At 60.1% G+C, this 25,556-nt stretch carries 21 protein-coding genes; 6 read left to right on the forward strand and 15 right to left on the reverse strand.

Annotation, left to right across the window (positions count from 1 at the left end; all coding sequences use genetic code 11):
* Positions 1–243: 243 nt before the first annotated feature.
* From BK667_RS33005 to BK667_RS32995, 3 genes are read left to right on the forward strand one after another with little or no spacing between them, the layout of a single operon-like run.
* Complete coding sequence (locus BK667_RS33005; protein WP_123600073.1) at positions 244–1,347, forward strand: efflux RND transporter periplasmic adaptor subunit; 1,104 nt, start codon at positions 244–246, stop codon at positions 1,345–1,347.
* The gene (locus BK667_RS33000; RefSeq protein ID WP_123600074.1) at positions 1,344–2,411 is read left to right on the forward strand and encodes an efflux RND transporter periplasmic adaptor subunit; all 1,068 of its coding nucleotides are present in this window, start codon (positions 1,344–1,346) and stop codon (positions 2,409–2,411) included. Before BK667_RS33005 ends, BK667_RS33000 begins: the two co-directional genes overlap by 4 nt.
* The gene (locus tag BK667_RS32995) at positions 2,408–5,461 is read left to right on the forward strand and encodes an efflux RND transporter permease subunit (protein WP_123515908.1); all 3,054 of its coding nucleotides are present in this window, start codon (positions 2,408–2,410) and stop codon (positions 5,459–5,461) included. The genes BK667_RS33000 and BK667_RS32995 overlap by 4 nt, the downstream gene beginning before the upstream one ends.
* Before the next feature lie 108 nt (positions 5,462–5,569).
* On the opposite strand, the gene BK667_RS32990 is transcribed toward BK667_RS32995, so the two are convergent.
* The 12 genes from BK667_RS32990 to BK667_RS32930 form a co-directional block, all read right to left on the reverse strand.
* The gene (locus BK667_RS32990) at positions 5,570–6,199 is read right to left on the reverse strand and encodes a class I SAM-dependent methyltransferase (RefSeq protein ID WP_123515906.1); all 630 of its coding nucleotides are present in this window, start codon (positions 6,197–6,199) and stop codon (positions 5,570–5,572) included.
* A gap of 561 nt (positions 6,200–6,760) precedes the next feature.
* On the reverse strand, positions 6,761–7,405 hold the full coding sequence (locus tag BK667_RS32985; protein WP_054047844.1) for a methionine ABC transporter permease: 645 nt from the start codon (positions 7,403–7,405) through the stop codon (positions 6,761–6,763).
* Positions 7,395–8,516 (reverse strand): methionine ABC transporter ATP-binding protein, encoded by a 1,122-nt coding sequence (locus BK667_RS32980; RefSeq protein WP_123600075.1) that lies wholly within the window; start codon positions 8,514–8,516, stop codon positions 7,395–7,397. The genes BK667_RS32985 and BK667_RS32980 overlap by 11 nt, the downstream gene beginning before the upstream one ends.
* Before the next feature lie 2 nt (positions 8,517–8,518).
* Entirely contained in the window at positions 8,519–9,328 is an 810-nt protein-coding gene (locus BK667_RS32975) for a MetQ/NlpA family ABC transporter substrate-binding protein (RefSeq protein ID WP_123515900.1), read from the reverse strand.
* A gap of 150 nt (positions 9,329–9,478) precedes the next feature.
* Positions 9,479–10,846 carry an LLM class flavin-dependent oxidoreductase gene (locus BK667_RS32970; protein ID WP_123600076.1) on the reverse strand — a complete coding sequence of 456 codons (1,368 nt, stop codon included), beginning with the start codon at positions 10,844–10,846 and terminating at the stop codon, positions 9,479–9,481.
* Positions 10,846–12,039, reverse strand: a complete 1,194-nt coding sequence (locus BK667_RS32965) for an SfnB family sulfur acquisition oxidoreductase (RefSeq protein ID WP_123600077.1) — start codon at positions 12,037–12,039, stop codon at positions 10,846–10,848. The genes BK667_RS32970 and BK667_RS32965 overlap by 1 nt, the downstream gene beginning before the upstream one ends.
* A gap of 20 nt (positions 12,040–12,059) precedes the next feature.
* Complete coding sequence (locus BK667_RS32960; RefSeq protein WP_123515894.1) at positions 12,060–13,301, reverse strand: SfnB family sulfur acquisition oxidoreductase; 1,242 nt, start codon at positions 13,299–13,301, stop codon at positions 12,060–12,062.
* A 370-nt stretch (positions 13,302–13,671) separates the two neighbouring features.
* Positions 13,672–14,436, reverse strand: a complete 765-nt coding sequence (locus BK667_RS32950) for a hypothetical protein (RefSeq protein ID WP_123600078.1) — start codon at positions 14,434–14,436, stop codon at positions 13,672–13,674.
* Positions 14,437–14,929: 493 nt separating this feature from the next.
* Positions 14,930–15,685, reverse strand: coding sequence for an L-cystine ABC transporter ATP-binding protein TcyN (gene tcyN / locus BK667_RS32945; RefSeq protein WP_123515890.1), 756 nt, complete (start codon positions 15,683–15,685; stop codon positions 14,930–14,932).
* A gap of 4 nt (positions 15,686–15,689) precedes the next feature.
* A complete protein-coding gene (tcyL, locus tag BK667_RS32940; protein ID WP_123515888.1) occupies positions 15,690–16,355 on the reverse strand; it encodes a cystine ABC transporter permease in 666 nt (221 codons plus the stop codon).
* Positions 16,355–17,155: a cystine ABC transporter substrate-binding protein gene (tcyJ, locus tag BK667_RS32935; RefSeq protein ID WP_123515886.1), complete on the reverse strand. Its 801-nt coding sequence runs from the start codon at positions 17,153–17,155 to the stop codon at positions 16,355–16,357. Before tcyJ ends, tcyL begins: the two co-directional genes overlap by 1 nt.
* A gap of 309 nt (positions 17,156–17,464) precedes the next feature.
* Positions 17,465–18,457 carry a D-cysteine desulfhydrase gene (locus BK667_RS32930; protein WP_123600079.1) on the reverse strand — a complete coding sequence of 331 codons (993 nt, stop codon included), beginning with the start codon at positions 18,455–18,457 and terminating at the stop codon, positions 17,465–17,467.
* Between the two features lie 190 nt (positions 18,458–18,647).
* On the opposite strand from BK667_RS32930, the gene epsC reads away from it, so the two are divergent.
* The gene (epsC, locus tag BK667_RS32925) at positions 18,648–19,574 is read left to right on the forward strand and encodes a serine O-acetyltransferase EpsC (protein ID WP_054047822.1); all 927 of its coding nucleotides are present in this window, start codon (positions 18,648–18,650) and stop codon (positions 19,572–19,574) included.
* A gap of 394 nt (positions 19,575–19,968) precedes the next feature.
* The gene (gene betT, locus BK667_RS32915; protein ID WP_185058308.1) at positions 19,969–21,924 is read left to right on the forward strand and encodes a choline transporter BetT; all 1,956 of its coding nucleotides are present in this window, start codon (positions 19,969–19,971) and stop codon (positions 21,922–21,924) included.
* 17 nt (positions 21,925–21,941) lie between these two features.
* On the opposite strand, the gene BK667_RS32910 is transcribed toward betT, so the two are convergent.
* From BK667_RS32910 to BK667_RS32900, 3 genes are all read right to left on the reverse strand, one after another.
* Positions 21,942–22,199, reverse strand: a complete 258-nt coding sequence (locus BK667_RS32910; RefSeq protein WP_123600080.1) for a hypothetical protein — start codon at positions 22,197–22,199, stop codon at positions 21,942–21,944.
* A 134-nt stretch (positions 22,200–22,333) separates the two neighbouring features.
* Positions 22,334–23,221 (reverse strand): SDR family oxidoreductase, encoded by an 888-nt coding sequence (locus tag BK667_RS32905; protein ID WP_123600081.1) that lies wholly within the window; start codon positions 23,219–23,221, stop codon positions 22,334–22,336.
* Positions 23,222–23,245: 24 nt separating this feature from the next.
* Positions 23,246–23,986, reverse strand: coding sequence for an SDR family oxidoreductase (locus BK667_RS32900; RefSeq protein ID WP_123600082.1), 741 nt, complete (start codon positions 23,984–23,986; stop codon positions 23,246–23,248).
* 128 nt (positions 23,987–24,114) lie between these two features.
* Here BK667_RS32900 and BK667_RS32895 point away from each other — a divergent pair, with 128 nt between their 5' ends.
* Complete coding sequence (locus BK667_RS32895; protein WP_123600083.1) at positions 24,115–25,005, forward strand: LysR family transcriptional regulator; 891 nt, start codon at positions 24,115–24,117, stop codon at positions 25,003–25,005.
* The last annotated feature ends 551 nt before the right edge of the window (positions 25,006–25,556 follow it).

Raw genomic sequence — 25,556 nt, forward strand, 5'->3', positions numbered from 1 at the left:
ACTTCCTCATGAAACACCCCATCGGTTGTGTCCAACTTTTGGGGTGCAGACCACTCTGCGTGGGAATGCATCCCGTGACGCTCCGCGTCACAGTGGACGCAGAGCGTCCATGGCGGCGTTCCCACGCAGAGCGTGGGAACGATCGAAATGAAGTATAAGGATCGCAGGTACAGACGTGGAACCCTGTTCTAAGCTCACAGTCGTATCGTCACTTGCACGTTCGTACAAGGAAAAGGAGTCTGCATGGCGAGTACCGGATTGAAAATAATAGTGGGGCTGGGCGTGTTCGCCCTGCTGACCGCTTGCGGCGATAAAAAACCGGTCGAGAAAGACCTGCCTCGGGTCTTCGTGCAAGCGGTCAAACCCGCGGATTACGCCGCTTCGGTGACCCTCACCGGTGACGTCCAGGCCAGGGTGCAGACCGAGTTGTCGTTCCGCGTCGGCGGCAAGATCATCCAGCGCATGGTCGATGTCGGTGACCGGGTTTCCGCCAAACAGGTCCTCGCCAAACTCGATCCGAAAGACCTGCAGACCAACGTCGATTCGGCCCAGGCCCAAGTCACCGCCGAGCAGGCGCGGGTCAAACAGACCGCCGCCGCGTTCGTGCGCCAGCAAAAACTGCTGCCCAAGGGCTACACCAGTCAAAGCGAATACGACGCCGCCCAAGCGGCGTTGCGCAGCAGCCAGAGCGCCCTGACCGCCGCCCAGGCGCAACTGGCCAACGCCCGGGAACAACTGAGCTACACCTCGCTGATTTCCGAAGCGCCCGGCGTGATTACTGCGCGCCAGGCCGAAGTCGGCCAAGTGGTGCAAGCTACCGTGCCGATCTTCAGCCTGGCCCGGGACGGCGAACGCGATGCCGTGTTCAACGTCTACGAATCGCTGCTGGCCGAGCCGCCCTCGGACAAATCCGTGGTGGTCAGCCTGCTTGATAACCCGGCGATCAAAACCACCGGCACCGTTCGCGAAATCACGCCGGCGGTGTCCGCGCAGACCGGCACCGTGCAAGTCAAAGTCACCCTCCATGGCCTGCCCGACGGCATGCAACTCGGCTCGGTGGTCAGTGCCACGGCCAAGACGCCTGGCAAATCGGCGGTGGAATTGCCCTGGTCAGCCCTGACCAAAAACCTCAGCGACCCGGCCGTATGGCTGGTGGACGCTGACGGCAAGGCGCAACTGCACACCGTCACCGTCGGCCGTTACCTGACCGGCAAAGTCATCATCAGCGGCGGTCTGGACGGTGGTGAAAAAGTCATCATCGCCGGTGGCCAGTTATTGCACCCGGGAATGAAAGTGGAAATCGCCGAAAACACCTATAAGGATCTGGCACCGGGAGCCGAACAATGAAGCGCCTGATGCTGATGTCCGCCGGCCTGCTGCTGGTCGCCTGCTCGAAAAAAGAACCACCGCCGGAGCCGGTGCGCCCGGTGCTGTCCATTGAAGTCAAAGCGCTGAACGAGGAAAGCCTCGGCCGCTTCGCCGGCAGCATCCAGGCCCGCTATGAAAGCAATATCGGCTTCCGCGTGCCGGGTCGCATCGCCAGCCGTAACGTCGATGTCGGCAACGAAGTGGAGAAGGGCGCCTTACTCGCAACCCTCGACCCCACCGATCAGCAGAACCAGTTGCGCTCCGCCCAAGGCGATCTGGCCCGCATCCAGGCGCAATTCATCAACGCCCAGGCCAGTGCCCGCCGTCAGCAGGAATTGTTTGATCGTGGGGTCGGCGCCCAGGCCCAACTCGACATCGCCCAGACCGACCTGAAAACCACCCAGGCGTCCCTCGATCAGGCCAAGGCCTCGGTGGATCAGGCCAAGGACCAACTCAACTACGTGCAATTGCGCACCGATCACAAAGCCATCGTCACCGCGTGGAATGCCGAGGCCGGGCAAGTCGTGACCGCCGGTCAGCAAGTGGTGACCCTGGCGCAACCGGACATCAAGGAAGCGGTGATCGACCTGCCCGATACCCTGGTCGATCAACTGCCAACGGACGTGGTGTTCCAGGTCGCCGCGCAGTTGGACCCGAGCATCACCAGCACCGCGATCATCCGCGAAATCGAACCCCAGGCCCAAAGCGCGACCCGTACCCGCCGCGCGCGCCTGACCCTGACCGACACGCCTCCGGGCTTTCGTCTCGGCACGGCGATCAGCGTGACCCTCAGCTCGGCGATCAAACCGCGCCTCGAATTACCGGTCAGTGCGTTGCAAGAAGTCGATGGCAAAACCCGTATCTGGGTGATCGACCCGCAAAACCAGACCGTTTCCCCACGGGACGTCAGCCTGATCAGCCGCACCGATGACACGGTGGTGCTGGCCGACGGCGTGAAGTCCGGTGAGCGTGTGGTCAGCGCCGGTGTGAACAGCCTGAAACCCGGGCAAAAAGTCAAAGTCGACGAGGGCAGCCCACAATGAAAGGGAGTTTCAACTTATCCGAATGGGCCCTCAAACATCAGTCGTTCGTCTGGTATTTGATGTTCGTCGCGCTGCTGATGGGCGTGTTCTCGTACATGAACCTGGGCCGCGAGGAAGACCCCTCGTTCACCATCAAAACCATGGTCATCCAGACCCGCTGGCCCGGTGCGACCCAGGAAGAAACCCTCAAGCAGGTCACTGACCGCATCGAGAAAAAACTCGAAGAGCTCGACTCCCTCGACTACGTGAAAAGCTACACGCGACCCGGAGAATCGACGGTCTTCGTGTACTTGCGCGACACCACCAGCGCCAAGGACATCCCGGAAATCTGGTACCAGGTACGCAAGAAGATCAACGACATTCGCGGCGACTTCCCCAAAGGTCTGCAAGGGCCGGGGTTCAACGACGAGTTTGGTGATGTGTTCGGTTCGGTGTACGCCTTCACCGCCGACGGTTTGTCGATGCGCCAGTTGCGCGATTACGTGGAGCAAGTGCGAGCGGCGGTTCGTGATGTACCGGGGCTGGGCAAGGTCGAAATGGTCGGCGAGCAGGATGAAGTCCTGTACCTGAACTTCTCCACGCGCAAACTCGCTGCGCTGGGTATCGATCAGCGCCAAGTGGTGCAGAGCCTGCAATCGCAAAACGCCGTGACCCCGGCGGGTGTGATCGAGGCCGGGCCGGAGCGGATTTCCGTGCGCACCTCCGGGCAGTTCGCGTCCGAGAAAGACCTGGCCAACGTCAACCTGCGGCTCAACGACCGCTTCTATCGACTGGCCGATATCGCTGAAATCAGCCGTGGCTATGTCGATCCGGCCACCCCGCAATTCCGCTTCAACGGTCACCCGGCCATCGGCCTGGCGATTGCGATGAAGAAGGGTGGCAACATCCAGGAATTCGGCAAGGCCCTGCACCAGCGCATGACCGACCTGACCGCTGATCTGCCGGTAGGCGTCGGCGTGCACAACGTCTCCGATCAGGCCGACGTGGTGGAAAAAGCCGTCGGCGGCTTTACCAGTGCGTTGTTCGAAGCGGTGGTGATCGTGCTGATCGTCAGCTTCATCAGCCTTGGCGTGCGCGCCGGTCTGGTGGTGGCGTGCTCGATTCCGCTGGTGCTGGCGATGGTCTTTGTGTTCATGGAATACAGCGGCATCACCATGCAGCGGATTTCCCTCGGTGCGCTGATCATCGCCCTCGGCCTGTTGGTGGACGACGCGATGATCACCGTGGAGATGATGGTCACGCGCCTGGAAATGGGCGAGACCAAGGAACAAGCCGCGACGTTCGCCTACACCTCGACCGCGTTTCCGATGCTCACCGGGACGCTGGTGACGGTGGCCGGGTTTGTGCCGATTGGCTTGAATGCCAGTTCTGCCGGTGAGTACACCTTCACCCTGTTCGCGGTAATCGCCGTGGCAATGCTGGTGTCATGGGTGGTCGCGGTGTTGTTCGCCCCGGTGATCGCCGTGCACATCCTGAGTACGAACATTAAACCCCATAGCGCCGAGCCGGGTCGCATCGGTCGGGCGTTCAATGGCGGCATGTTCTGGGCCATGCGCAACCGCTGGTGGGCCATCGGTATCACCATCGGGCTGTTCGTGGCGTCGGTGTTTTCCATGCAGTTCGTGCAGAACCAGTTCTTCCCGTCCTCGGATCGCCCGGAAATCCTCGTTGACCTCAACCTGCCGCAAAACGCCTCGATGGACGAGACGCGCAAGGCGGTGGACAAGCTCGAAGCGACGTTCAAGGACGACCCGGACATTGTGCGCTGGAGCACTTACATCGGCGAAGGTGCGATCCGTTTCTACCTGCCTCTCGACCAGCAATTGCAGAACCCGTACTACGCGCAATTGATCATCGTCAGCAAAGGCCTGGAATCGCGCACCGCGCTCAGCCAGCGCTTGCGTGAACGGCTGCGCAAAGACTTTGTCGGCATTGGCAGCTACGTCCAGGCCCTGGAAATGGGGCCGCCGGTGGGGCGGCCGATCCAGTACCGGGTCAGCGGCAAGGACATCGATCAGGTGCGCAAACACGCGATCGAACTGGCCACTGAACTGGATAAAAACTCGCACATCGGCGAGATCATTTACGACTGGAACGAGCCGGGCAAAGTCCTGCGCATCGACATCGCCCAGGACAAGGCGCGGCAACTGGGGCTGTCGTCGGAAGACGTGGCCAACCTGATGAACAGCATCGTCGTCGGTTCGCCGATCACACAGGTGGACGATGACATCTACCTGATCAACGTGGTTGGCCGCGCCGAAGACGCTGAACGTGGTACGCCGGAAACCCTGCAAAACCTGCAAATCGTCACGCCGGGCGGCACCTCGATTCCGCTGCTGGCCTTCGCCACCGTTCGCTATGAACTGGAGCAACCGCTGGTGTGGCGCCGGGATCGCAAACCGACCATCACCATCAAGGCTGCGGTGCGCGACGAGATCCAACCGACGGATCTGGTGAAACAGCTGCAACCGACCATCGACAAATTCGCTGCCGGTTTGCCGGTGGGTTACAAGGTCGCTACCGGCGGCACCGTCGAAGAGAGTGGCAAGGCCCAAGGGCCAATTGCCAAGGTTGTGCCGCTGATGCTGTTCTTGATGGCGACTTTTCTGATGATCCAGCTGCACAGCGTGCAGAAGCTGTTCCTGGTGGCCAGCGTCGCGCCGCTCGGCTTGATCGGCGTGGTGCTGGCGCTGATTCCGACCGGCACGCCGATGGGCTTCGTGGCGATTCTCGGGATCCTGGCGCTGATCGGCATCATCATCCGCAACTCGGTGATTCTGGTGACGCAAATTGAATCGCTGGAGAAGGAAGGCCTTGAACCGTGGGACGCGGTGGCGCAGGCGACGGAGCATCGTCGCCGGCCGATTCTGCTGACGGCAGCGGCGGCGAGCCTGGGGATGATCCCGATTGCGAGGGAAGTGTTCTGGGGGCCGATGGCCTACGCGATGATTGGCGGGATTATCATCGCGACCTTGCTGACGCTGCTGTTTTTGCCGGCGCTGTATGTGGCCTGGTACAAAATTCGCGAGCCGAAGAAAGAGTCAGCCTAATGATCGTTCCCACGCTCCGCGTGGGAATGCCTCCCGGGACGCTCCGCGTCCCTACGGCGGTGACGCAGAGCGTCACGGGCTGCATTCCCACGCGGAGCGTGGGAACGATCAGTCGGCGCGGCGCCAAACGCTGGCCAACCAAGGCTGTTGCTCGCGCGGCAACCCCGCCGGGCGGTAGTAATGCTCCAACTCGACAAACCCGGCCTCGGTCAGCAATGCCTGCCACGCCGGTAAATCGTGATAAGCCCCATACCGTGGCCCATTCCAGCCTTCCTGATTCTCCCCACGTGGATTGGAACTGAACAACACCCCACCCGGTTTCAACGTGGCGTGCAGTTGCTTCAACACCCGAGGCAATTCCTGGCGCGGGATGTGAAACAGCACGGCGTTGGCAAAAATCCCGTCAAAGCGCTCCGCCGGCAGATCCAGCTTCAGAAAATCCTGCTGCCAGACTTCGCAACCGCTGTCTTCCCGGGCCATCTGCGCAAACTTTTCCGATCCATCGAGGCCGACGGCGGTGTGGCCCATGCGCGTAAAAGTTTGCAAGTCCCGCCCCGGCCCGCAGCCGAAATCGAGAATGCTGAACGGCGCCGAACCCTGGAGGTGCCGCAGTAAGGCATCGATGTTCTGGCTGACATCGTGATCACGCGTCCCCTCGCGAAAACCATCGGCCACCGAGTTGTAATGGCCCAGGGTGGTGGCGGTGATTTTCTGGAGGTCGTCGGGGGTCTGTTTCATGGGGGGCTGCGCAGGCAATGGGGATTTGCCGAATATACGCCATGAGCCCAAGGACGGGGTTGCGATGTGGGTGGCGGCTGTACTCAGGTTAGTAGGTCGGTCAATAGGAAAACCGGTGCACCCGAGAGTGCCCTGTGTACAGCCGCCAAATCTTCAACTCTGCTTCATCCCCAGACAATCAATCGAACTGTCAACCAAACGAACAGGGGGGGCGGCTGCGCACAGGTTAGTCGACCGGCTCCAGGCAATACCGGCGCACCCGAGGGTGCCCTGCGCACAGCCACCATAACGTTCAGGCAATGAAAACACCTGGAATGAGGTGGCGCTGTGCGCCTAGAAAAATCCGGGCGACTAAACCCGATCACTGATATGCAGTGACGGGCCGAAGACTAGCCACCGGATTTGGCAGGCGCAAGCGAGCGAAATGATCTAGGAAATGTCCTGCAAATGAAAGGGAACGGGCCTGCTGGCACTCTGATTTTCTTGTAGGAACTCTTCCCTTCGCAGGTCGATGATGACCTGCGCCGAGAGATCACCCAACAATAGGTGTTCGCAACTTGCCTAGCGTTTGTTGAGGCCCCGTGCGAGGCGATCGCCACCGAGTTGGATGATGGCCACCAACACCACCAGCAACACAATCACCGTCAACATGATCTGGCTGTCAAAACGCTGATACCCGTACCGATACGCAATGTCCCCAAGCCCACCGGCACCAATCGCCCCGGCCATGGCGGACGAGTTGATCATCGTCACCAACGTGATGGTGAAACCGCCAACAATCCCCGGCAACGCCTCTGGCAACAGCACATGCCAGACGATATGCCAGCGCCGGCAACCCATCGCCTGCGCCGCTTCGATCAAGCCGTGATCGACTTCACGCAAACTCACTTCGGCAATCCGCGCAAAAAACGGCGTGGCAGCAATGGTCAGCGGCACGACCGCCGCCCAGACACCGTAAGTGGTGCCGACGATCAACCGCGTGAACGGAATCAGCGCCACCATCAGAATCAAAAACGGAATCGAGCGGAACAGGTTCACGAACGCGCCCAGCACACGGTTCAGCGCGGGTGCCTGATAGATGCCGCCCTTGTCGCTGGTGACCAGAATCACGGCCATCGGAATCCCCGCCAGCAGTGCGATCAACGACGACACGCCCACCATCAGGAAGGTGTCGATAAAGCCCTGAAGCAAGCGATCAAACCACATAACCCAGCACCTCCACCTGTTGCGCCCAGTGGCCGGCGCGTTGACGCAGTTCCTCGGCGCCCAAGGCCGAACCTGCCACCGCCAACAGCAGTTGCCCAAGCGCATGGCCCTGAATCCGTTCCACGCCGCCCTGAAGCAAGCGCACGCGACCACCGAGGGCGGCGAACAATGCCGCCAGATCCGGTTCATCTGTCGCGCTGCCCGTGAATTGCAAACACAACACGACGGCCGCCTCCGCGGATTGGGGTTGAGTGCGCAAACGGCTTTGCAATTCTTCCGGCAACGCGTGTTGCAGCGGCGCGAGCAAGGTCTTGCTGACCTCATGCTGCGGGTTGCCAAACACCTCCCACACCGGCCCTTGCTCGACGACGCGCCCATGTTCGAGCACCACGACGCGATCACAGATATCGCGGATCACCGTCATCTCGTGAGTGATCAGCACGATGGTCAGACCCAGGCGCTGATTGATCTCGCGCAGCAGGCCGAGGATCGATTGGGTGGTCTCAGGATCGAGTGCCGAGGTCGCTTCATCGCACAGCAAAATTTCCGGGTCATGCACCAACGCGCGAGCGATGCCGACGCGTTGTTTCTGTCCGCCGGAAAGCTGCGCCGGATACACCTTGTGCTTCTCTTGCAGACCCACCAACTCCAGCAATTCACGAACTTTCTGTTCGCGTTTGTCCTTGGGTACACCGGCGACTTTCAGCGGCAGTTCAACGTTCTGCCAAACCGTCTTGGCCGACATCAGATTGAAGTGCTGGAAGATCATGCCAATGCGCCGACGCAGCGCCACCAAGCGGTCTTCATCGAAGTCACCGATGTCCACCTGATCGATCAATACTCGCCCGGTGCTCGGTTGCTCCAGGCGATTGATCGTGCGAATCAGCGATGACTTGCCGGCGCCGCTGCGGCCGATGATGCCGAACACTTCACCGCGCTGGATCGCCAGGTCGATGCCGTGCAACGCCGCCACCGGACCTTGCTGGCCGTTGTAGGTTTTGCCCAGGCCAATGAAGCGCACGTGGGCGCGATTCAGGTCCGGGTGCAGTTCAGTCTTGTCGGCTTTCTGAGGCTCTGGAATATCCAGTCGCCGTTGGATCGCGGCCGTCATTTTCAGCTTTCCCAACCGGCTTGATAGAGCTTGCCGTGGGCCTTATCCAGCGCAGCACGCACGGCTGGCGAATGTTGGTAGATGTCGACGAATTTGATCAGGCGCGGGTCGGTTTTGCTTTTGGGCTGGATCACGAACTGGATCACGTATTCCTTGTGGTCGAGGCCGTCGAACAGCAGCGCCGATCCGGCATCGAAGGTTTTCGCCAGGCGGATGTAGGCCGGGTAACCCTGGACCAGATCGGCGTCGTCGTAGGCGCGAACCAGTTGCACGGCTTCGACCTGAAGGATTTTGATTTTCTTCGGGTTGGCGATGATGTCTTCTTCGGTGGCCTTGTAGCCGACCCCCGGTTTAAGCGTGATCAGGCCAGCCTTGGCCAGCAGTTGCAGACCGCGACCGCTGTTGATCGGGTCGTTGGCGATGGCGACGCTGGCGCCTTGTGGCAGCTCGTCGAAGCTTTTGTATTTCTTCGAGTAGAGGCCGACGTTGTTGATGATCCCCGGCGCGAAGGGCACCAGGTCAAAACCGGCGGCAGCCTTGGCGTTTTCCAGGAACGGCACGTGCTGGAAGTAATTCACGTCAATGTCGCCGGCGGCGAGGCTGACGTTCGGCGCGATCCAGTCGGTGAACTCCACCAGTTCGACTTTCAGGCCTTGTTTGGAGGCTTCTTCGACGGCGGCTTCCAGCGGGATGGCGAACGCGGCGGTGGTGCCGACTTTCAGCGGCGCGTCGGCGGCGAACACCGCCGAGCTGAAGAGGCCGAGGGCCAGGGCCAGTGCTTTGACTGGGTGGGTCAGGTGTTTTTTGGTCATGTTGGTTATCCAGTCAGTGCATGAGATTTAGATCGTGTGGATCGTTCCCACGCTCTGCGTGGGAATGCCTCCCGGGACGCTCCGCGTCCCTGCGGCTGTGACGCAGAGCGTCACTGGCTGCATTCCCACGCGGAGCGTGGGAACGATCGGTTACAGGGGTTTGTGTCGGTAGTGGGAGCCTGTGTGTTGCTCCGGCAGATGCGCCTCGCCGTGAAACAGCTTCTCGCGCAGGCTGCCGGTGTCGTAAGCGGTCTTGTACGACCCGCGACGCTGCAACTCCGGGATCACCAGATCGATGAAATCCACATAGCTTTCCGGCGTGACAATCCGCGTCAGGTTGAAACCATCCAGCCCGGTTTCAGCGATCCACGATTCCAGCTCATCCGCCACTTGTTCCGGCGAACCCACCACGGTGATGTAGCGGCCACCGAGGGCGTGTTGCTCAAGCAATTTGCGCCGGGTCCAGTCGTTGTTTTGCAGGTTTTTGGTCGCCGACTGGATCGCGTTGCTCTTCACGTACTGGATCGGTTCGTCGATCTCGTACTGGGAAAAATCGATCGCCGTGGATGCCGAGAAATGCGCCACGCCGGCCTCGGCACTGGCGTAGCTCAGGTATTCGGCGTGCTTGGCCCAGGCCAGTTCCTCGGTGGCGCCGACGATCACGTTCAGGCCCATGAACACCTTGATGTCCTCAGGGTTGCGCCCGGCCTCGACCGCGCTGGCGCGGACCTTGTCCACTTGTACCTTGGTCGACGGTTTATTCTGGCCGCTGATAAATACGCACTCGGCATGGCGCCCGGCAAACAGCAAACCGCGATCCGAACTGCCGGCCTGGAACAGTACCGGCGTACGCTGCGGCGAGGGTTCGCAGAGGTGATAACCCTCGACCTGATAGAACTCGCCCTTGTGCTCAACCTTGTGCACTTTCTCCGGCTGCGCATAGATCCGTTGCTTGGGATCGTTGAGCACCGCGCCGTTTTCCCAGCTGCCTTCCCAGAGTTTGTAGAGCACCTCCAGGTATTCATCGGCCTGGTCGTAGCGGCGGTCATGTTCGACTTGCTCAGTCAGACCCATGGCCTTGGCGGCGCTGTCGAGATAGCCGGTGACGATGTTCCAGCCCACGCGACCGCGACTCAAATGGTCGAGGGTCGACATGCGCCGGGCGAACAGATACGGCGGTTCGTAAGTCAGGTTGGCGGTGAGGCCGAAGCCGAGATTTTTGGTGACCGCCGCCATCGCTGAGACCAGCAGCAACGGGTCGTTGACCGGCAACTGGATCGATTCTTTCAGCGGCACGTCCACCGAGTTTTGATAGACGTCGTACACGCCGACGATGTCCGCTATGAACAACCCATCAAATAGTCCGCGCTCCAGCAGTTGCGCCAGTTCGGTCCAGTATTCGATGGTTTTGTATTGGGTCGATGTGTCCCGTGGATGGGTCCACAAACCATGGTTGATATGCCCGATGCAGTTCATGTTGAACGCGTTGAGCAGGATCTTTTTCTTGGCGTCGGCCATCAGATGGTCCCCCGCAGTGGCGGGTTTTCATCGTTGAGGTAGTAATTGCCCACCGCGTGATACTTCCAGCGCACCGGGTCATGCAACGTGTGCACCCGGGCGTTGCGCCAGTGACGATCCAGACCGTGTTCGATCAGGGTGGCCTGGCTGCCGGCCAGTTCGAACAGCGTGGTGCCGGCGGCGAGGGAAATTTCGGTGCTGATGGCCCGGGCTTCGGCGACGGCAATCGACGCGGCGGCGACGGTCTCGGCGTTCATGTCGGCCTGGGCCTTGTCGAGAAATTCGCCGGAGCGTTCCAGCAGGGCTTCGGTGGCGTGCAAGCGAATCGCCAGGTGGCCGAAGCTCTTGATGGTCAGCGGGTCTTCGACGGCTTTTTCATGGGTGGCGTCGATCCACGGCCGGGTCTTGGTGCGCACGAAATGCAGGGCATCTTCGTAGGCGGCGCGGGCGATGCCGGTGTCGATGGCGGCGTGAAGAATCTGCGCCAACGGGCCGACGGTGGTCGGGCGTTCGAAGGCGCTTTGAAACGGGATCACGTCTTCGGCGGCGACGTACACGTCTTCGAACACCACCGAACCGCTGCCGGTGGTGCGCTGGCCGAAGCCGCTCCAGTCGTCGATGACGGTCAGGCCTTTGCTGTTGTGCGGCACGAAGGCCAGTTGCTGCATGCCATGTTCATCCACCACCGAGGTCGGAATGCGCTGGGCGTAGATCGCGCCAGTGGCGTAGAACTTGCGGCCGTTGATGCGGTAGCCATCACCGTCGCGGGTGAGACTGGTGATGCGGTCATGGGCGGTTTTTGTACCGAGTTCGGCGAGGGCATTGCCGAAACGCTGGCCGGCCAATACTTCGGCATAGAGGCGTTTTTTCTGGGCTTCGCTGCCATTCACTCGCAGCACTTCGAGGGCGTAGAAATGGTTCTGCGGGATTTGTCCGAGGGAGCCGTCGGCCTGGGCGATCAGGGCGATGACTTTGGCCAGGGTGACGTTGGACACGCCAGCGCCGCCGTACTCCTTGGGCACGCTGATGCCCCACAGGCCCGAACGGGAAAACACTTCCAGTTCCGGGTGCGGCAAGCGGCGTTCGCGGTCGCGCAGGGCGCTGTCGCGTTTGAAATCTTCGGCCAGGTCACTGGCGACGATCAGGGCTTGCTCATCGCTGGTTATGACCGCGACGTGGTGAGAAAGAGTCATGTGTTTCTCCAGAGGTCTGGTCAAATCCAGGAATGGCGAGCGGGCAACGTGCCGTTGAGGTGATAGGTGCCGACGGCGTGATATTTCCAGCGCACCGGGTCGTGCAGGGTGTGCACGCGGGCGTTGCGCCAGTGACGGTCGAGGTTGAATTCGGCGAGGGTGGCGCGGCTGCCGGCCAGTTCGAAGAGTTTTTCGCTGGCCAGCAGCGAGATCTCGGTGGTCAGCACTTTTGCTTCGGCCACGGCGATTGAAGCGCGGGCGGCGGATTCGGCGGTGAGCGGCGCGGCGTTGACTTGATCGAGCACTTGCCCGGCCTTGCGCAACAGCGCTTCGGCGGCGTGCAATTCGATTTTCAGTTTGCCGATATCAGCAATCACGTACAGGTCATCGCTGGCCCGTTCGACCTTGGCATCGATCCATGGGCGGGCTCGGGTTTTCACAAATTCGATGGCGTCGTCGATGGCGCCGCGAGCGATGCCGGCGTCGATGGCCGCCTGGATCAATTGCGACACGGCGCCCTGGATGTTCGGGCTGTCGTTGATTTTCCAGTTATCCACCACCAGCTCGGCGTCGACCCGCACGTTGTTGAGCAAAATGGTGCCGCTGGCGGTGGTGCGCTGGCCGAAGCCCGACCAATCATCAACGATGCGCAAACCCGGCGTGCCACGGCGGACGAAGGCCAGCACTTGCTTGCCGTCGTCGTTCAGCGCCTTGACCGCCACCCAGTGAGCGAACAGCGCACCAGTGGAGTAAAACTTCTGGCCGCTGATGACGAAACCGTCACCGTCAGCAGTGATCCGCGCCTTGAGTTCGAGGGTGTTTTTGGTGCCGCGTTCCGGCCCGGCATTGCCGATGCGCCAGCCTTCGAGCACGCTTTTGAACAGCTGTTTTTTCTGCGATTCCGTGGCGCTGCCGAGCACCAGGTTCAGGATGCCGAACTGGTTCTGCGGGATCTGCCCCAGCGCCGGATCGGCCGCGGAAATGATCGCGAACACATCAGCGATGGTGACGAACGAAACTTGCGGGCCACCGTACTCGCGCGGAATGGCAATGCTGCCGAGGCCGCTGCGGGTGAACTGTTCGATTTCCGACCACGGCAACTTGCGCTGCTGGTCACGTTTGGCCGCTTGCAAGCGGGCGGTTTGCGCCAGCTCATGGGCAGCCTTGATGGCTTGTGCGTCGTTGCGCAAAACCTGCGCGGGCAACAACAGGGGGGCGATATCCAGGTCACTCTGGATTGTGGCTTCTGCCAGACTGGACATCAGTGCCGCTCCTTGGCTGCACGCAATGCCCTGGCGATCTGCACTGGGGTGATTGTGTTCTGGACCATACCTACCTCACATCTCATGGAAACGCCGCGATGGTGGCGGCGAACGAATATCAAGAATGTCCGGTGGTCCGGTGCATATACCCTAAGCGCGTATAAATAATTAATAAACTAACTTTTGGGAATATGCATAGAAGGGCGTCTGTCCGTAGAGCAACAGTTGTTTGTGGAGCAACAGCAAGTTTTGAATTCGCACCCCTTGTGGGAGCGAGCCTGCTCGCGAAGAGGTCATGTCAGTCGACATCATTGTTGAATGACACAGCGCTTTCGCGAGCAGGCTCGCTCCCACAGGGTTGGTGGTGGTTTCACTTTTTGCGGGGTTCGGCGGCCTTGAGTTCTTCCTTCAGCGGCACTTTCAGGTAGGGGTTGGCGCAGCCGATCTTCAGCATCCGCGGTGGCGCCCAGCGTGAGTTATTGCCCACGCGGTCGAGGATGCAATAGGTCACTTCCAGCCTCATGTCTTCGCCGGCTTCGAGAATGATCGCCGGCGGCACCCAGACCTGAATCGGCTGGCCAATATCGCCAGCCGTGAGCTTGGGCAGGTCCATGCGCACATCGCCCCATTGCAGGGTGATTTCGTCATCGATGGCCATGTTCAGGTAAGGCTCGATGGTCAGCGGTACGCCGCGTTTGATCTGGTTCGGGTTGACCCCTTGGCGACGGATGGTATCGGGGAGGTTGACCGGAGCCAGGCTCTGGTTTTCGTCACCGGACACCGCGGGCGCCTGGCCGCCGGGGCAATCGAGCTTGATCTGCAACCGCGTGGTCAGCGACAGCGCCGGGTCCTGCCCGACCTGCATGACGCGGTAGTGGACGTGTGAGGTGCCATTGACGACAAAGCTCTCGGGCACGCGCAGTTGCACGGTTTGATTGACGTCGTCGACGATCAGGGCTTTTGAAGCCACGTAGCAGTCGTCCCAGTACAGTTCGATCAGATCGCCTTCGTCCATGCCGGGGTAGGGCGCTACAGCGATCAGCAAGTGGGCGGCTGAGGTAATGTTGATGCCACTCCTGTGGGATTGCGCCAGGGTCGGGGCCGCAAGTTCAGGTTTGTTCGAGGTGCTTGTCATGGGTTTCTCCTTGAAGCCTTGCAGCGAAGTCCGTTTCTGGAAGATCAAAAGGCGTGAATTACCGAGCAACAAAACAGCGAGTTATGTATGAGTGTTGATAACAATTGAGTTGAGTGATTGGCGCCCGTTGGGGACTAGATAAGAGTGCGCCGGAATAAGTGTCAATAGAGTTTGTTAGTTGGTTGTTGGATTCAGTGCTATTCAGACATTTCCTACGCGGTGCAGTTAACAAACTCCATCGCGCTGTCGAACTTTACCCCGGTTTTCTCCCGGTTTCAGGCATTGGTCACGGCGAAGTGTTGAGGCACTGCTGTGCGGATTTATGACTCATTCTAAGGTGAGAGATTCTGTTGCAGGACATATATATGTACCGCGCTTAGATAGGCGAAGTTCTATATGTTGGGCAGGAAGAGGAGTGGGGCGCGAAGTGTTTTATATCGGGAGGTGGCTGTCACTTCCTTCCATGGAAGTTAACAAGTTTTAAGTGGGTGTTTCAGTGGTGCGCGTTATTCAGGAACTTGCTGAGGAACTGTTTCGTCCGTTCTTCTTTCGGGTTGGCAAACAACGCCTTGGCTTCGCCCTGCTCGACGATCACACCCTTGTCGAAAAACACCACGCGATTCGCCACGTCCCGGGCAAAGCCCATTTCGTGGGTGACGATGACCATGGTGCGATTCTCTTCGGCCAGGCTGCGGATGGTCGACAACACTTCACCGACCAGCTCAGGGTCGAGCGCGGAAGTGGGCTCATCGAACAGAATGACTTCCGGTTCCATCGCCAGCGCCCGGGCAATCGCCACACGCTGTTGCTGACCACCGGAAAGGCGTCGCGGGTAAGCGTCTTCCTTGCCCGCCAGGCCAACCCTGGCCAACAGCTTTTTACCCAGGGCAACGGCTTCGGCGTGCGGGATCTTCTTCACGATGATCGGGCCTTCGATGACGTTTTCCAGGGCGGTGCGATGGGGAAACAGGTTGAAGTTCTGGAACACGAAGCCCACGTGCTGGCGCAAACGTCGCACCAGGCCTTGCTGCTGGTTCAGCGGGCGGCTGCCATCGATCTCGATGTCGCCGACCTTGATCCGGCCGCTGGTGGGTTCTTCGAGGAAATTCAGGCAACGCAGGAACGTGGTCTTGCCCGAACCGCTAGGCCCGATAATCGCCACGACTTCGCCTTCTTTCACTTCCAGATCGATGCCGTTGAGCACCACTTGACCCTTGAACTGCTTTGTCAGTTTTTCCACGACAATCATTGGGTCAGGACTCCTGGTCGTGCCGATTGACCCGCTCTTCCAACTTGTTCTGCAGGTGCGACAGCACCGTGGCCAGAATCCAGTAGATCAGCGCGGCGGCGAGATACATGGTGAACACTTCGAAAGTCCGGGCGGTGATCAATTGCGCCTGACGGAACAGTTCCGGCACCTGGATGGTGGCGGCCAGCGCCGTGTCCTTGACCAGCGAGATGAAGCTGTTGCCCAGCGGCGGCAAAGCCGTGCGCATCGCTTGCGGAATGATGGCCCGGCGCAGGGTCTGCGCGCGGGTCATGCCGATACTCGCGGCGGCTTCCCATTGGCCACGCTCGATGGAGCTGATCGCGGCACGCAGGATTTCACAGGCGTAGGCGGCCATGTTCAGCGAAAAGCCGATCAGGGCCGCGGGCAGCGGATCAAGTTCGACGCCCAATTGTGGCAAGCCGTAATAGATCACGAACAGCTGCACCAGCAACGGCGTGCCGCGAAAGAACGACACGTAGATGCGGGCCAGCCAACTCACCAGTTTGAAGCGCGACAGGCGCATCAACGCCAGGCCGAAGCCCATCACCAGGCCGAAGAACATCCCGCCCAGGCTCAAGATGACCGTGTAGTACGCGCCCTTCAGCAGGAAGGGCGCGGAGTCGAGCGCGAGTTGGAAAGCTTCTTCCATTATTTGGTGACGTCAGCTTGGAAGTATTTTTCCGAGATCTTGGCCAGGGTGCCGTCGGCACGCAGCTCGTCGAGTGCCTTGTTCACTGCAGCCAACAGCTCTGGTTCGCCTTTACGCAGGGCAATACCGGATTCCTGGCGGGAGAATGCCTGGCCAGCAGCCACGGTTTTCGGTGCTTTCTTGGCGTATTCAAGCGCAGCCAGACGGTCGATCAGGATGGCGTCGGTACGGCCGTTGTTCAGGTCTGCGAACTTGGTCGGATCATCGTCGTAAGTGCGCACGTCAGCACCCGGCACGTTGGCGCGGACCCACTGTTCGTAGTTGGTGCCCAGGCCTACACCGACTTTCTTGCCGGTCAGGTCAGCGGCTGTCTTGATGTTCAGCGCGGCTTCCTTGCTCTTCAGCACCAGCGCCTGAATCCCGGAGATGGTGTAAGGCTCGGAGAAGTCATACTTCTTCTTGCGCTCGTCGGAGATGGTCACCTGGTTGACCACCAGGTCCAGACGCTTGGATTCCAGAGCGGCGAGGATGCCGTCCCACTTGGTTGGCTGAATCTTGGCTTTAACACCCAGTTTTTTGGCCAGGGCTTCGGAGAGCTCGACTTCGAAGCCAGCCAGTTTGCCGTCGGCGTCGACGAAACTGAACGGTGGGTAAGTGCCTTCCAGGCCGACGTTGATCACGCCTGCGTCCTTGATTTTTTGCAGCTGCTCACCGGCAACCGCTTGCCCCAACAGGCCGGCGCTCAATGCCAGGCCCAGCGAACCTACCAGCAGGTTGCGACGTAGTGCGGAAAAATTCATGACAAGCCCCTGTGTTTTCTTATGGAAGACGCTATTAGGAATGTTGGCAAAATCGGGATTTGAACGATTGCGATATCCTGCCCTAAAGCAGCTTATGCGTCTCGCGCCAAATTCGCCTGCGGCGCGACTATATGACGGCGTTGTTAGATAGGAAAATACTAAATATCGATTTTGTTATTCTTTTATAGAATATGTGACGCATGATCGTTCCCACGCTCTGCGTGGGAATGCCTCAAGGGACGCGGAGCGTTCCATTGGGACGCGGAGCGTCCCGGGCTGCATTCCCACGCAGAGCGTGGGAACGATCGGTCAAAGGAAGTCTTTATAGGCAAACAACGCTGGCGCCCCGCCGGTGTGCAGGAAGATGATCGGGCCGTCGTCAAACCGCCCGCGCCCGATGCCATCCAGTAACCCGGCCATGGCCTTGCCGGTGTACACCGGATCAAGCAGCAAACCTTCCTGACCCGCCACCAGTTTCACCGCCGACAACGTCCCGGCGTTCGGCTCGCCATAACGCGGGCCGAAGTATTCATCCCACAGTTCAACCTTGAACGTCTTCGGCAGGCTCACACCCAGCAACTCGGCCGTGCGCTCGGCCAGCCCTTGGACTTTCGGCCTCTGATCTTCCTCACTGCGGGAAACCGTCACCCCGATCACTGGCAAATCCGGGAGTACTTCGCTCAACGCCAACGCCAGACCGCTGTGGGTGCCGGCACTGCCTGACGCCAGGACTACGGCGGCGAATTGCAGGCCGGTGTCCTTGATCTGTTCAGCCAGTTCCAGCCCCGCACGCACGTAACCCAAAGCGCCCAAGGCATTGGAGCCACCGATCGGTACCAGATACGGTTTCTTGCCGTTGTTGCGCAGGCGATCGGCCAAGGCTTGCAGTTGGTCGTCAGCGTTATCGAGGTTCTCCACCAGCTCGACCTTGGCATCGAACAGGTCCAGCAGCAGGCGATTGCCGTTGCCGACATAGTTGGCGTCGTCGGTGCCCAGCGGGTTTTCCAGCAGCGCCACACAACCCAGGCCCAGTTTGGCGGCGATGGCCGCCGTCTGGCGCACGTGGTTGGACTGCAGCGCACCGGCGGTGATCAAAGTGTCGGCGCCCTGGGCCAACGCGTCGGCGGCCAGGTATTCGAGTTTGCGCAGCTTGTTGCCGCCCATGGCCAGCGGCGTCAGGTCATCGCGCTTGACGTACACGTCGCGGCCCAGCCAGGTCGACAGACGTTCAAGTTTTTCCAGGGCGGTGGGATGGCCGAGCAGGTCGAGGCGATTAAAGCGGGCAAGCGATTGTTTGATCATGGGTCCGTACTGGCGGGGAGAGATGTCAGGACTATAGGCACGCCTATTTGTACGGGCAACCGCCAATCGCTTATATCCGAATGTATTGATCACAGCACAATTGGTTCTTAATTCGGCCTCAAGCCCTTGCCGTAAAGTAATCGCCGTCAGTGCGGCCAGACAGTCCGGCCGCCCGTGAGGAGTTTTTACCGTGAGCGAGCGTTCCAGCCATTGGCAATTGCAGACCATCGTCAGCCAACTGCGCACGGCGCGTGATCAATGGCGTGCACAAAACGGCCGCGCCAGCGGCGAGCAGGGTGGTCGCGAGCTGCCGTCCCGGGCGGCGATGGCGGAGATTCTCGAAGCCTTGTGCGGTGCGTTGTTCCCGATGCGCCTGGGGCCGGTGGATTTGCGCGAAGAGAGTGAAGACTTCTATGTCGGCCACACCCTTGATGTCGCACTGAATGCGTTGTTGGCTCAGGCGCGGCTCGAACTGCGTTATGCCGCTCGCCACAGTGACCAGGCCGACACCGAAGTCGAGGCCAAGACGATCCAGATCATCCAGGACTTTGCCCTCGCGCTGCCGGGGCTGCGCAGTTTGTTGGACACCGACGTGCTGGCGGCCTATCACGGCGACCCGGCGGCCCGCAGTGTCGATGAAGTGCTGTTGTGCTATCCGGGAATTCTGGCGGTGATTCACCATCGCCTGGCCCACCATTTGTACCGCGCCGGGTTGCCGTTGCTGGCGCGGATCAGCGCGGAAATCGCCCACTCCGCTACCGGCATCGACATTCATCCGGGCGCGCAGATTGGCCGCAGCTTCTTTATCGATCACGGGACGGGTGTGGTGATCGGCGAGACCGCGATCATTGGCGAGCGGGTGCGGATTTATCAGGCCGTGACGTTAGGCGCCAAGCGTTTTCCTTCTGATGAAGACGGGCAGTTGCAGAAGGGCCATCCGCGGCATCCGATTGTCGAGGACGATGTGGTGATTTATGCCGGGGCGACGATTCTGGGGCGGATCACCATCGGCAAGGGCTCGACGATTGGCGGCAATGTGTGGCTGACCCGTAGTGTGCCGGCGGGGTGCAACCTGACCCAGGCGAATTTGCAGCATGATGATGGGACGCAGAAGTAAATCCTGAGATCTCGGCCGATCGTTCCCACGCTCTGCGTGGGAATGCCTCCACGGACGCTCCGCGTTCGGCTGTAGATGGGACGCGGAGCGTCCCGGGCTGCATTCCCACGCAGAGCGTGGGAACGATCTTTTGGCAGTGAACGAATCCTCCACCCCCCGCGTCATACCCTTCCTTGAGCTAGCGTAGGAAAGCGACCGCCGAGCCCTGCGATTAGTCCTTAGCACGCTATTCATGTTTAACTTGAACGCTCATTCAAGTTAAACCGCCGGTTTGCTGCCCGCTCACAACAGGAGGCTTGCCCTTGCCGAGTCCGTTATTGATTGCCCGGTTTCACCCCCTTGAGGCGCACTGTTCATGAGTGCACCGTCCACCCTTCCAAGCGGCCAGGTCCGCATGAATCCGCCGGTGTTTTACTTCGCGGCGGGTTTCATCCTGTTGTTCGGCATCGTTGTAATAGCCTTCCCGAAACAGGCCGGTGCCTGGTTGCTGGAAGCGCAAAACTGGGCGGCCAATACGGTCGGCTGGTACTACATGCTCGCGATGACCCTGTACCTGGTCTTCGTGGTGGTCACCGCCTTGTCCGGCTACGGCAAGATCAAGCTCGGAGCCGACCACGACGAACCCGAATTCAGTTACCTGTCCTGGGCCGGCATGCTGTTCGCCGCCGGGATCAGCATTACGCTGTTTTTCTTTTGCGTGTCCGAACCGCTGACCCATTTGGCACAGCCACCCCAAGGCACCGCCGGTACGCCGGAAGCGGCGCGGCAGGCAATGCAGATTCTGTTTCTGCACTGGGGTTTGCATGGCTGGGGCGTGTTCGCTTTTGTTGGCATGGCCCTGGCTTACTTTGCCTACCGGCATAACCTGCCGCTGGCCCTGCGTTCGGCGCTGTACCCGCTGATTGGCAAGCGCATCAACGGCCCGATCGGCTACGCAGTGGATGGCTTCGGCATCATCGCCACGGTGTTCGGCCTCGGCGCGGACATGGGTTTCGGCGTGCTGCACCTCAACTCGGGTCTGGACTACCTGTTCGGCATCGCTCACACCCACTGGATTCAGGTCGGCCTGATTACATTGATGATGGGCGCGGCGATCATCGTTGCGGTGTCCGGCGTCGATAAAGGCGTGCGGGTCATGTCCGATATCAACATGCTGCTGGCCTGCGCGTTGCTGTTGTTCGTGTTGTTTGCAGGTCCCACTCAGCACCTGCTCAACACCCTGATCCAGAACATCGGCGACTACCTCGGCGCGTTGCCGATGAAGAGTTTCGACCTCTACGCCTACGACAAACCCAGCGACTGGCTCGGCGGCTGGACGGTGTTCTACTGGGCCTGGTGGATTGCATGGTCGCCATTCGTGGGCCTGTTCATCGCGCGGATTTCCCGTGGCCGGACCATCCGCGAATTCGTCTTCGGCGTGCTGCTGATTCCGCTCGGTTTCACCCTGGCGTGGATGTCGATCTTCGGCAACAGCGCCATCGATCAGGTGCTCAATCACGGCATGACAGCGCTCGGTATGTCCGCCATCGATAACCCGTCGATGACCTTGTACCTGCTGCTGGAAACCTACCCGTGGAGCAAAACCGTGATCGCGGTCACGGTGTTCATCAGCTTCGTATTCTTCGTGACGTCCGCCGACTCCGGCACCGTGGTCCTCTCGACACTGTCCGCCAAGGGCGGCAACCCGGATGAAGACGGGCCGAAATGGCTGCGGGTATTCTGGGGCGCGATGACCGCGCTGGTGACCAGTGCGTTGCTGTTCTCCGGCAGCATCGATGCGCTGAAGTCGGCCGTGGTGCTGACCTCGCTGCCGTTCTCGATGATCCTGCTGCTGATGATGTGGGGGCTGCACAAGGCGTTCTACCTGGAATCCCAGAAGCAGATCGCGCAGATGCATTCTCTGGCACCGGTGTCCGGTTCCAAGCGTGGAGGCTGGCGTCAGCGCTTGAGTCAGGCGGTGCATTTCCCGTCGCGGGATGAGGTTTATCGCTTCCTCGAAACCACGGTGCGACCGGCGATTGAAGAAGTGACGGCCGTTTTTGTCGAGAAGGGCTTGAACGTGGTCGCTCAGCCGGACCCGGCCAACGACAGCGTCAGCCTGGAAATCGGCCACGGCGAGCAGCATCCGTTCATCTATCAGGTGCAGATGCGCGGTTACTTCACACCGTCGTTCGCCCGTGGCGGCATGGGTTCCAAGCAACTCAACAACCGTCGTTACTACCGTGCTGAAGTGCATTTGAGCGAAGGCAGTCAGGACTACGATCTGGTGGGTTACACCAAGGAACAGATAATCAACGACATCCTCGACCAGTACGAACGGCACATGCAGTTCCTGCACCTGGTTCGTTGATCGGGCGTCGGTGGCGTCTAGGTTTTGCTCAGCACCATGAACAGAACCAGCGCCGCCACCGGCACGCTGAACACCACCGTGCCGACCACCAGTTCCGAACTTACGGACTGGTTGGCCGTGACCACGCCCACCGCGCCATTAATCACCGTCAGCGCCAGCCACAGCACGACGAAGCTGTAGGTCAAAGTCTGGCGACTGAAGCCGACTCGCTCGCCGATGTAGAGCATCAGCGCCAGCAGGACCAGGCCGAAGAAGATGATGATAGTGGTGTGCATGGTGTGTGCTCCTGAGTGAATAATCGTTCCCACGCTCTGCGTGGGAATGCAGCCCGTGACGCTCCGCGTCACTGAACGCGGAGCGTCCCCTGAGGCATTCCCACGCAGAGCGTGGGAACGATCGGTGTAGGTGCTTACAGGTTCACGCTAAGTAGGTCATCAATACCAATTCGCTTGGCAAAATCGATCCGCACCCGCTCCGAAACCTCCGTGACCTCTGCCGCGCCATCCCCGACAAAATCAATCACCGAGCGCGCCGGCCGTGAGCCCTGGGGCAGTCCGACGATTCGTACGATGTCATCGGCCACCGCTTGCGGGTCGGCATCCTCCGGGGTCAACGCACTCAATCGTTCACCGACTTTATCCATCACCCCGTCATATCGAGCATAGGCGTCGCTGCGCGCGACGTCGGCCGGTTTGCCGGCGCTGGGGAAATGGTCGGTGCCGCGAGTGAACGCACCGGGCACCACGATCGAGGTCTCGATGCCGAAGCGGGTCAGCTCGTAGGACATGCTCACCGCCAGGGAATCCATCGCCGCTTTGGCGGCGGCATAAGGCCCCATGAACGGTGGGAAACCGCCCTTGGTCGTGGAGCTGCTGATCCACAACACCAGCCCCGAACCTTGGGCGCGCATCTGCGGCAACACCGCGCGACTGACCCGCTGGGCGCCGTAGACGTTGGTGTCAAAGACCTTCGTGATTTCTTCGACGGTGAAGGCTTCAGTCGGGCCGATCACCAAATGCCCGGCGTTCTGCATCACTGCATCGAGTCGACCTTGCTCCTTGACGATGGTCGCTACCGCCGCGTCGGCCGACTCCTGGGACAACACGTCCAGTTCCAGTGGATGCAACGCGACGTTGTGCTCGTTGGCCCACAGGCGAATACCGTCGGCCCGGGCGGCGTTGCGCCCGTTCACGTCACGCATGCTGGCGTAAACGATGTGCCCGGCCCTGGCGAGGGATTCTGCGGCGAGTTTGCCTATACCAGTACCGGCGCCAGTGATGAGGATTACGTTTTTCATAAGGTTCTCCTTGATTCGGCTGGCTTAAACCAGACCACCGTTGACCCGCAGGATTTGCCCGTTGACCCACGCCGAATCCGGTCCGACCAGGAAGGACACGACGCGGGAAATGTCTTCTGGCTGAGCCAGGCGTTCCAGTGGCGGCATCTTGGCAAAGGTCTGAATTTGCTCTTCGCTCTTGCCGTGCAGGAACAGGTCGGTCGCCACCGGCCCAGGGGCGACGGCGTTGACCGTGATGTTGCGACCGCGCATTTCCTTGGCGAATACCTGGGTCAGGGATTCCACCGCGGCTTTGCTGGCGATGTACACCGCATAGCCCGGCAGGTTCATGCCGACGGTGCTGCTGGAGAAGTTGACGATGCGGCCGCCGCTATTCAGGCGAGTCGCCGCTTCGCGCAGGGTGTTGAAGGTGCCGCGAGCGTGGATGTTGAAGTTCTGGTCGAACAGTTCGTCCGTGTGTTGCGCCAGTGGCATCACTTTGAGGATGCCAGCGTTGTTGATCAGCACATCGACCTTGCCCAGTTGCGCTTCGGTTTCGTCGAACATCCGGCGCACGTCATCGGCATTGGCTACGTCAGCCTTGATCGCTATGGCTTGATGGCCGGCCTGACGCAACTCAACAACCAGTCGGGATGCTTCGGTGGCGCTGCTGGCGTAGTTGATGGCGACGGCAAAACCTTCGCTGGCCAGTTGTTTGGCGATCACCGCACCGATGCCGCGGGAGGCGCCGGTCACAATGGCAACTTTGGTTGTTTGAGTAGTCATGGCGGTGTTTCCTCTGAAGTTGTTTGCTTTGGGGTGGAGCCAATTTCACATGTTTACCCAGGGCGATAAATGCACGAGAGTTGCCTTGACTGTTCAATATTCGCCAACAACCAATCCAGGAGCTGACCGTGGATCAAGTCAAAGCAATGAAGGTGTTTGTGCGGATTTACGAGCGCAGCAGCTTCACCCTGGCCGCCGATGACCTGAACCTGCCCCGAGCCACGCTGACCCACACGCTGAATCAGTTCGAAGCCTGGCTCGGCACGCGTCTACTGGAGCGCAGCACGCGCAAGGTGCGCCCCACGCTGGATGGCGAGGCGTATTACCTGCGTTGCGTGCAGTTGCTGGCGGAACTCGAAGAAGCCGAATTGGCGTTTCGCGGCGTGGCACCGAAAGGGCGGTTGCGCGTGGACTTGCATGGCACCTTGGCCAAGTACTTCGTGATCCCGGCGTTGCCACAATTCATGGACCGTTATCCGGACATCGAACTGTCGATCAGCGAGGCCGATCGTTTTGTCGACCTGATCGCCGAAGGCGTTGATTGCGTGCTGCGCGCCGGCACGCTGAGTGACTCGGCATTGATCGGCAAACGCGTGGCCAACCTGCGCCAGATCACCTGCGCCAGCCCTGCTTACCTGCGCAAATACGGCGAACCGAAACGCCTCGAAGACCTGAAAAATCACCGCGCGGTGAACTACGTCTCGCGCACCACCGCCAAGCAATTTCCGTTTGAATTCATGGTCGATGGCGAACTGCAGGAAGTGACCATCGAAGGCGCGTTGTCGGTGTTCGGCGCAGAAATCTACGCGGCCTCGGCGATTGCCGGGCTCGGCATCATCCAGTGCCCGCACTACCGGATGGAAACGCAGATCGCCCAAGGCCTGGTGCAGGAAATCCTCATCGACACACCGCCGCCATCGATGCCGGTTTCAGTGCTGTACCCGCACAACCGACACATGTCGCCACGGGTTCGAGTGTTTGTGGATTGGTTGGGGGAGGTGTTTGCGGGGGCTCGATAGCGACGCAGATTTGTGCCCACTTTCGCTACCGTGCGACTTGCGCATCCGCTGATTTCTTGCGCTGCATCGAGCGACGTGCCAGCGCGCCTAGGCGCGCCCTCGAGGGCCCTGGCCCGTTAAAAACACGAATGCCATGTAGTACGAAACAATGGTTCATTTAACGGTGTTTGGACAGGCGCTCGAACGGCGGTGAGCGCGAATCCCGACGCGCACCATCGATCGATAAATGTGAGTTAAGACTAATAAGTACGGCACATCGACCTTTGATCCCGCGTTTGTACGCCACAAAGAAAACGGCGAGAGAGACGGCGGAAGAAGCAGTACGTACTGCCATTCGGAAAAGTACACATCCAGTTGAGCGTGGCGCAAACCTCTCGCAGAAATGTGAAACGTTTCAGCAATTAGTCGATCCCACGGTTGGCGTCGCATTCGTTGGGCGTATGCTGGTTAGCCTCGACTACCGCCCGGAGCAGATTGCGGACGGTTTATAGGGGGTAGGCGATCAAACCGTTTTATGTAAATCCCCTGTAGGAGCAAGGCTTGCCCGCGAT

The organism is Pseudomonas frederiksbergensis (assembly GCF_003732705.1).
Taxonomy (GTDB): Bacteria; Pseudomonadota; Gammaproteobacteria; order Pseudomonadales; family Pseudomonadaceae; genus Aquipseudomonas; species Aquipseudomonas frederiksbergensis_F.

What these genes read in the sequence shown, in the direction of transcription:
- BK667_RS33005 (WP_123600073.1), top strand. Translation starts at nt 244, where the DNA reads ATGGCGAGTACCGGATTGAAAATAATAGTGGGGCTGGGCGTGTTCGCC.
- BK667_RS33000 (WP_123600074.1), top strand. Translation starts at nt 1,344, where the DNA reads ATGAAGCGCCTGATGCTGATGTCCGCCGGCCTGCTGCTGGTCGCCTGC.
- BK667_RS32995 (WP_123515908.1), top strand. Translation starts at nt 2,408, where the DNA reads ATGAAAGGGAGTTTCAACTTATCCGAATGGGCCCTCAAACATCAGTCG.
- BK667_RS32990 (WP_123515906.1), bottom strand. Translation starts at nt 6,199, where the DNA reads ATGAAACAGACCCCCGACGACCTCCAGAAAATCACCGCCACCACCCTG.
- BK667_RS32985 (WP_054047844.1), bottom strand. Translation starts at nt 7,405, where the DNA reads ATGTGGTTTGATCGCTTGCTTCAGGGCTTTATCGACACCTTCCTGATG.
- BK667_RS32980 (WP_123600075.1), bottom strand. Translation starts at nt 8,516, where the DNA reads ATGACGGCCGCGATCCAACGGCGACTGGATATTCCAGAGCCTCAGAAA.
- BK667_RS32975 (WP_123515900.1), bottom strand. Translation starts at nt 9,328, where the DNA reads ATGACCAAAAAACACCTGACCCACCCAGTCAAAGCACTGGCCCTGGCC.
- BK667_RS32970 (WP_123600076.1), bottom strand. Translation starts at nt 10,846, where the DNA reads ATGGCCGACGCCAAGAAAAAGATCCTGCTCAACGCGTTCAACATGAAC.
- BK667_RS32965 (WP_123600077.1), bottom strand. Translation starts at nt 12,039, where the DNA reads ATGACTCTTTCTCACCACGTCGCGGTCATAACCAGCGATGAGCAAGCC.
- BK667_RS32960 (WP_123515894.1), bottom strand. Translation starts at nt 13,301, where the DNA reads ATGTCCAGTCTGGCAGAAGCCACAATCCAGAGTGACCTGGATATCGCC.
- BK667_RS32950 (WP_123600078.1), bottom strand. Translation starts at nt 14,436, where the DNA reads ATGACAAGCACCTCGAACAAACCTGAACTTGCGGCCCCGACCCTGGCG.
- tcyN (WP_123515890.1), bottom strand. Translation starts at nt 15,685, where the DNA reads ATGATTGTCGTGGAAAAACTGACAAAGCAGTTCAAGGGTCAAGTGGTG.
- tcyL (WP_123515888.1), bottom strand. Translation starts at nt 16,355, where the DNA reads ATGGAAGAAGCTTTCCAACTCGCGCTCGACTCCGCGCCCTTCCTGCTG.
- tcyJ (WP_123515886.1), bottom strand. Translation starts at nt 17,155, where the DNA reads ATGAATTTTTCCGCACTACGTCGCAACCTGCTGGTAGGTTCGCTGGGC.
- BK667_RS32930 (WP_123600079.1), bottom strand. Translation starts at nt 18,457, where the DNA reads ATGATCAAACAATCGCTTGCCCGCTTTAATCGCCTCGACCTGCTCGGC.
- betT (WP_185058308.1), top strand. Translation starts at nt 19,969, where the DNA reads ATGAATCCGCCGGTGTTTTACTTCGCGGCGGGTTTCATCCTGTTGTTC.
- BK667_RS32910 (WP_123600080.1), bottom strand. Translation starts at nt 22,199, where the DNA reads ATGCACACCACTATCATCATCTTCTTCGGCCTGGTCCTGCTGGCGCTG.
- BK667_RS32905 (WP_123600081.1), bottom strand. Translation starts at nt 23,221, where the DNA reads ATGAAAAACGTAATCCTCATCACTGGCGCCGGTACTGGTATAGGCAAA.
- BK667_RS32900 (WP_123600082.1), bottom strand. Translation starts at nt 23,986, where the DNA reads ATGACTACTCAAACAACCAAAGTTGCCATTGTGACCGGCGCCTCCCGC.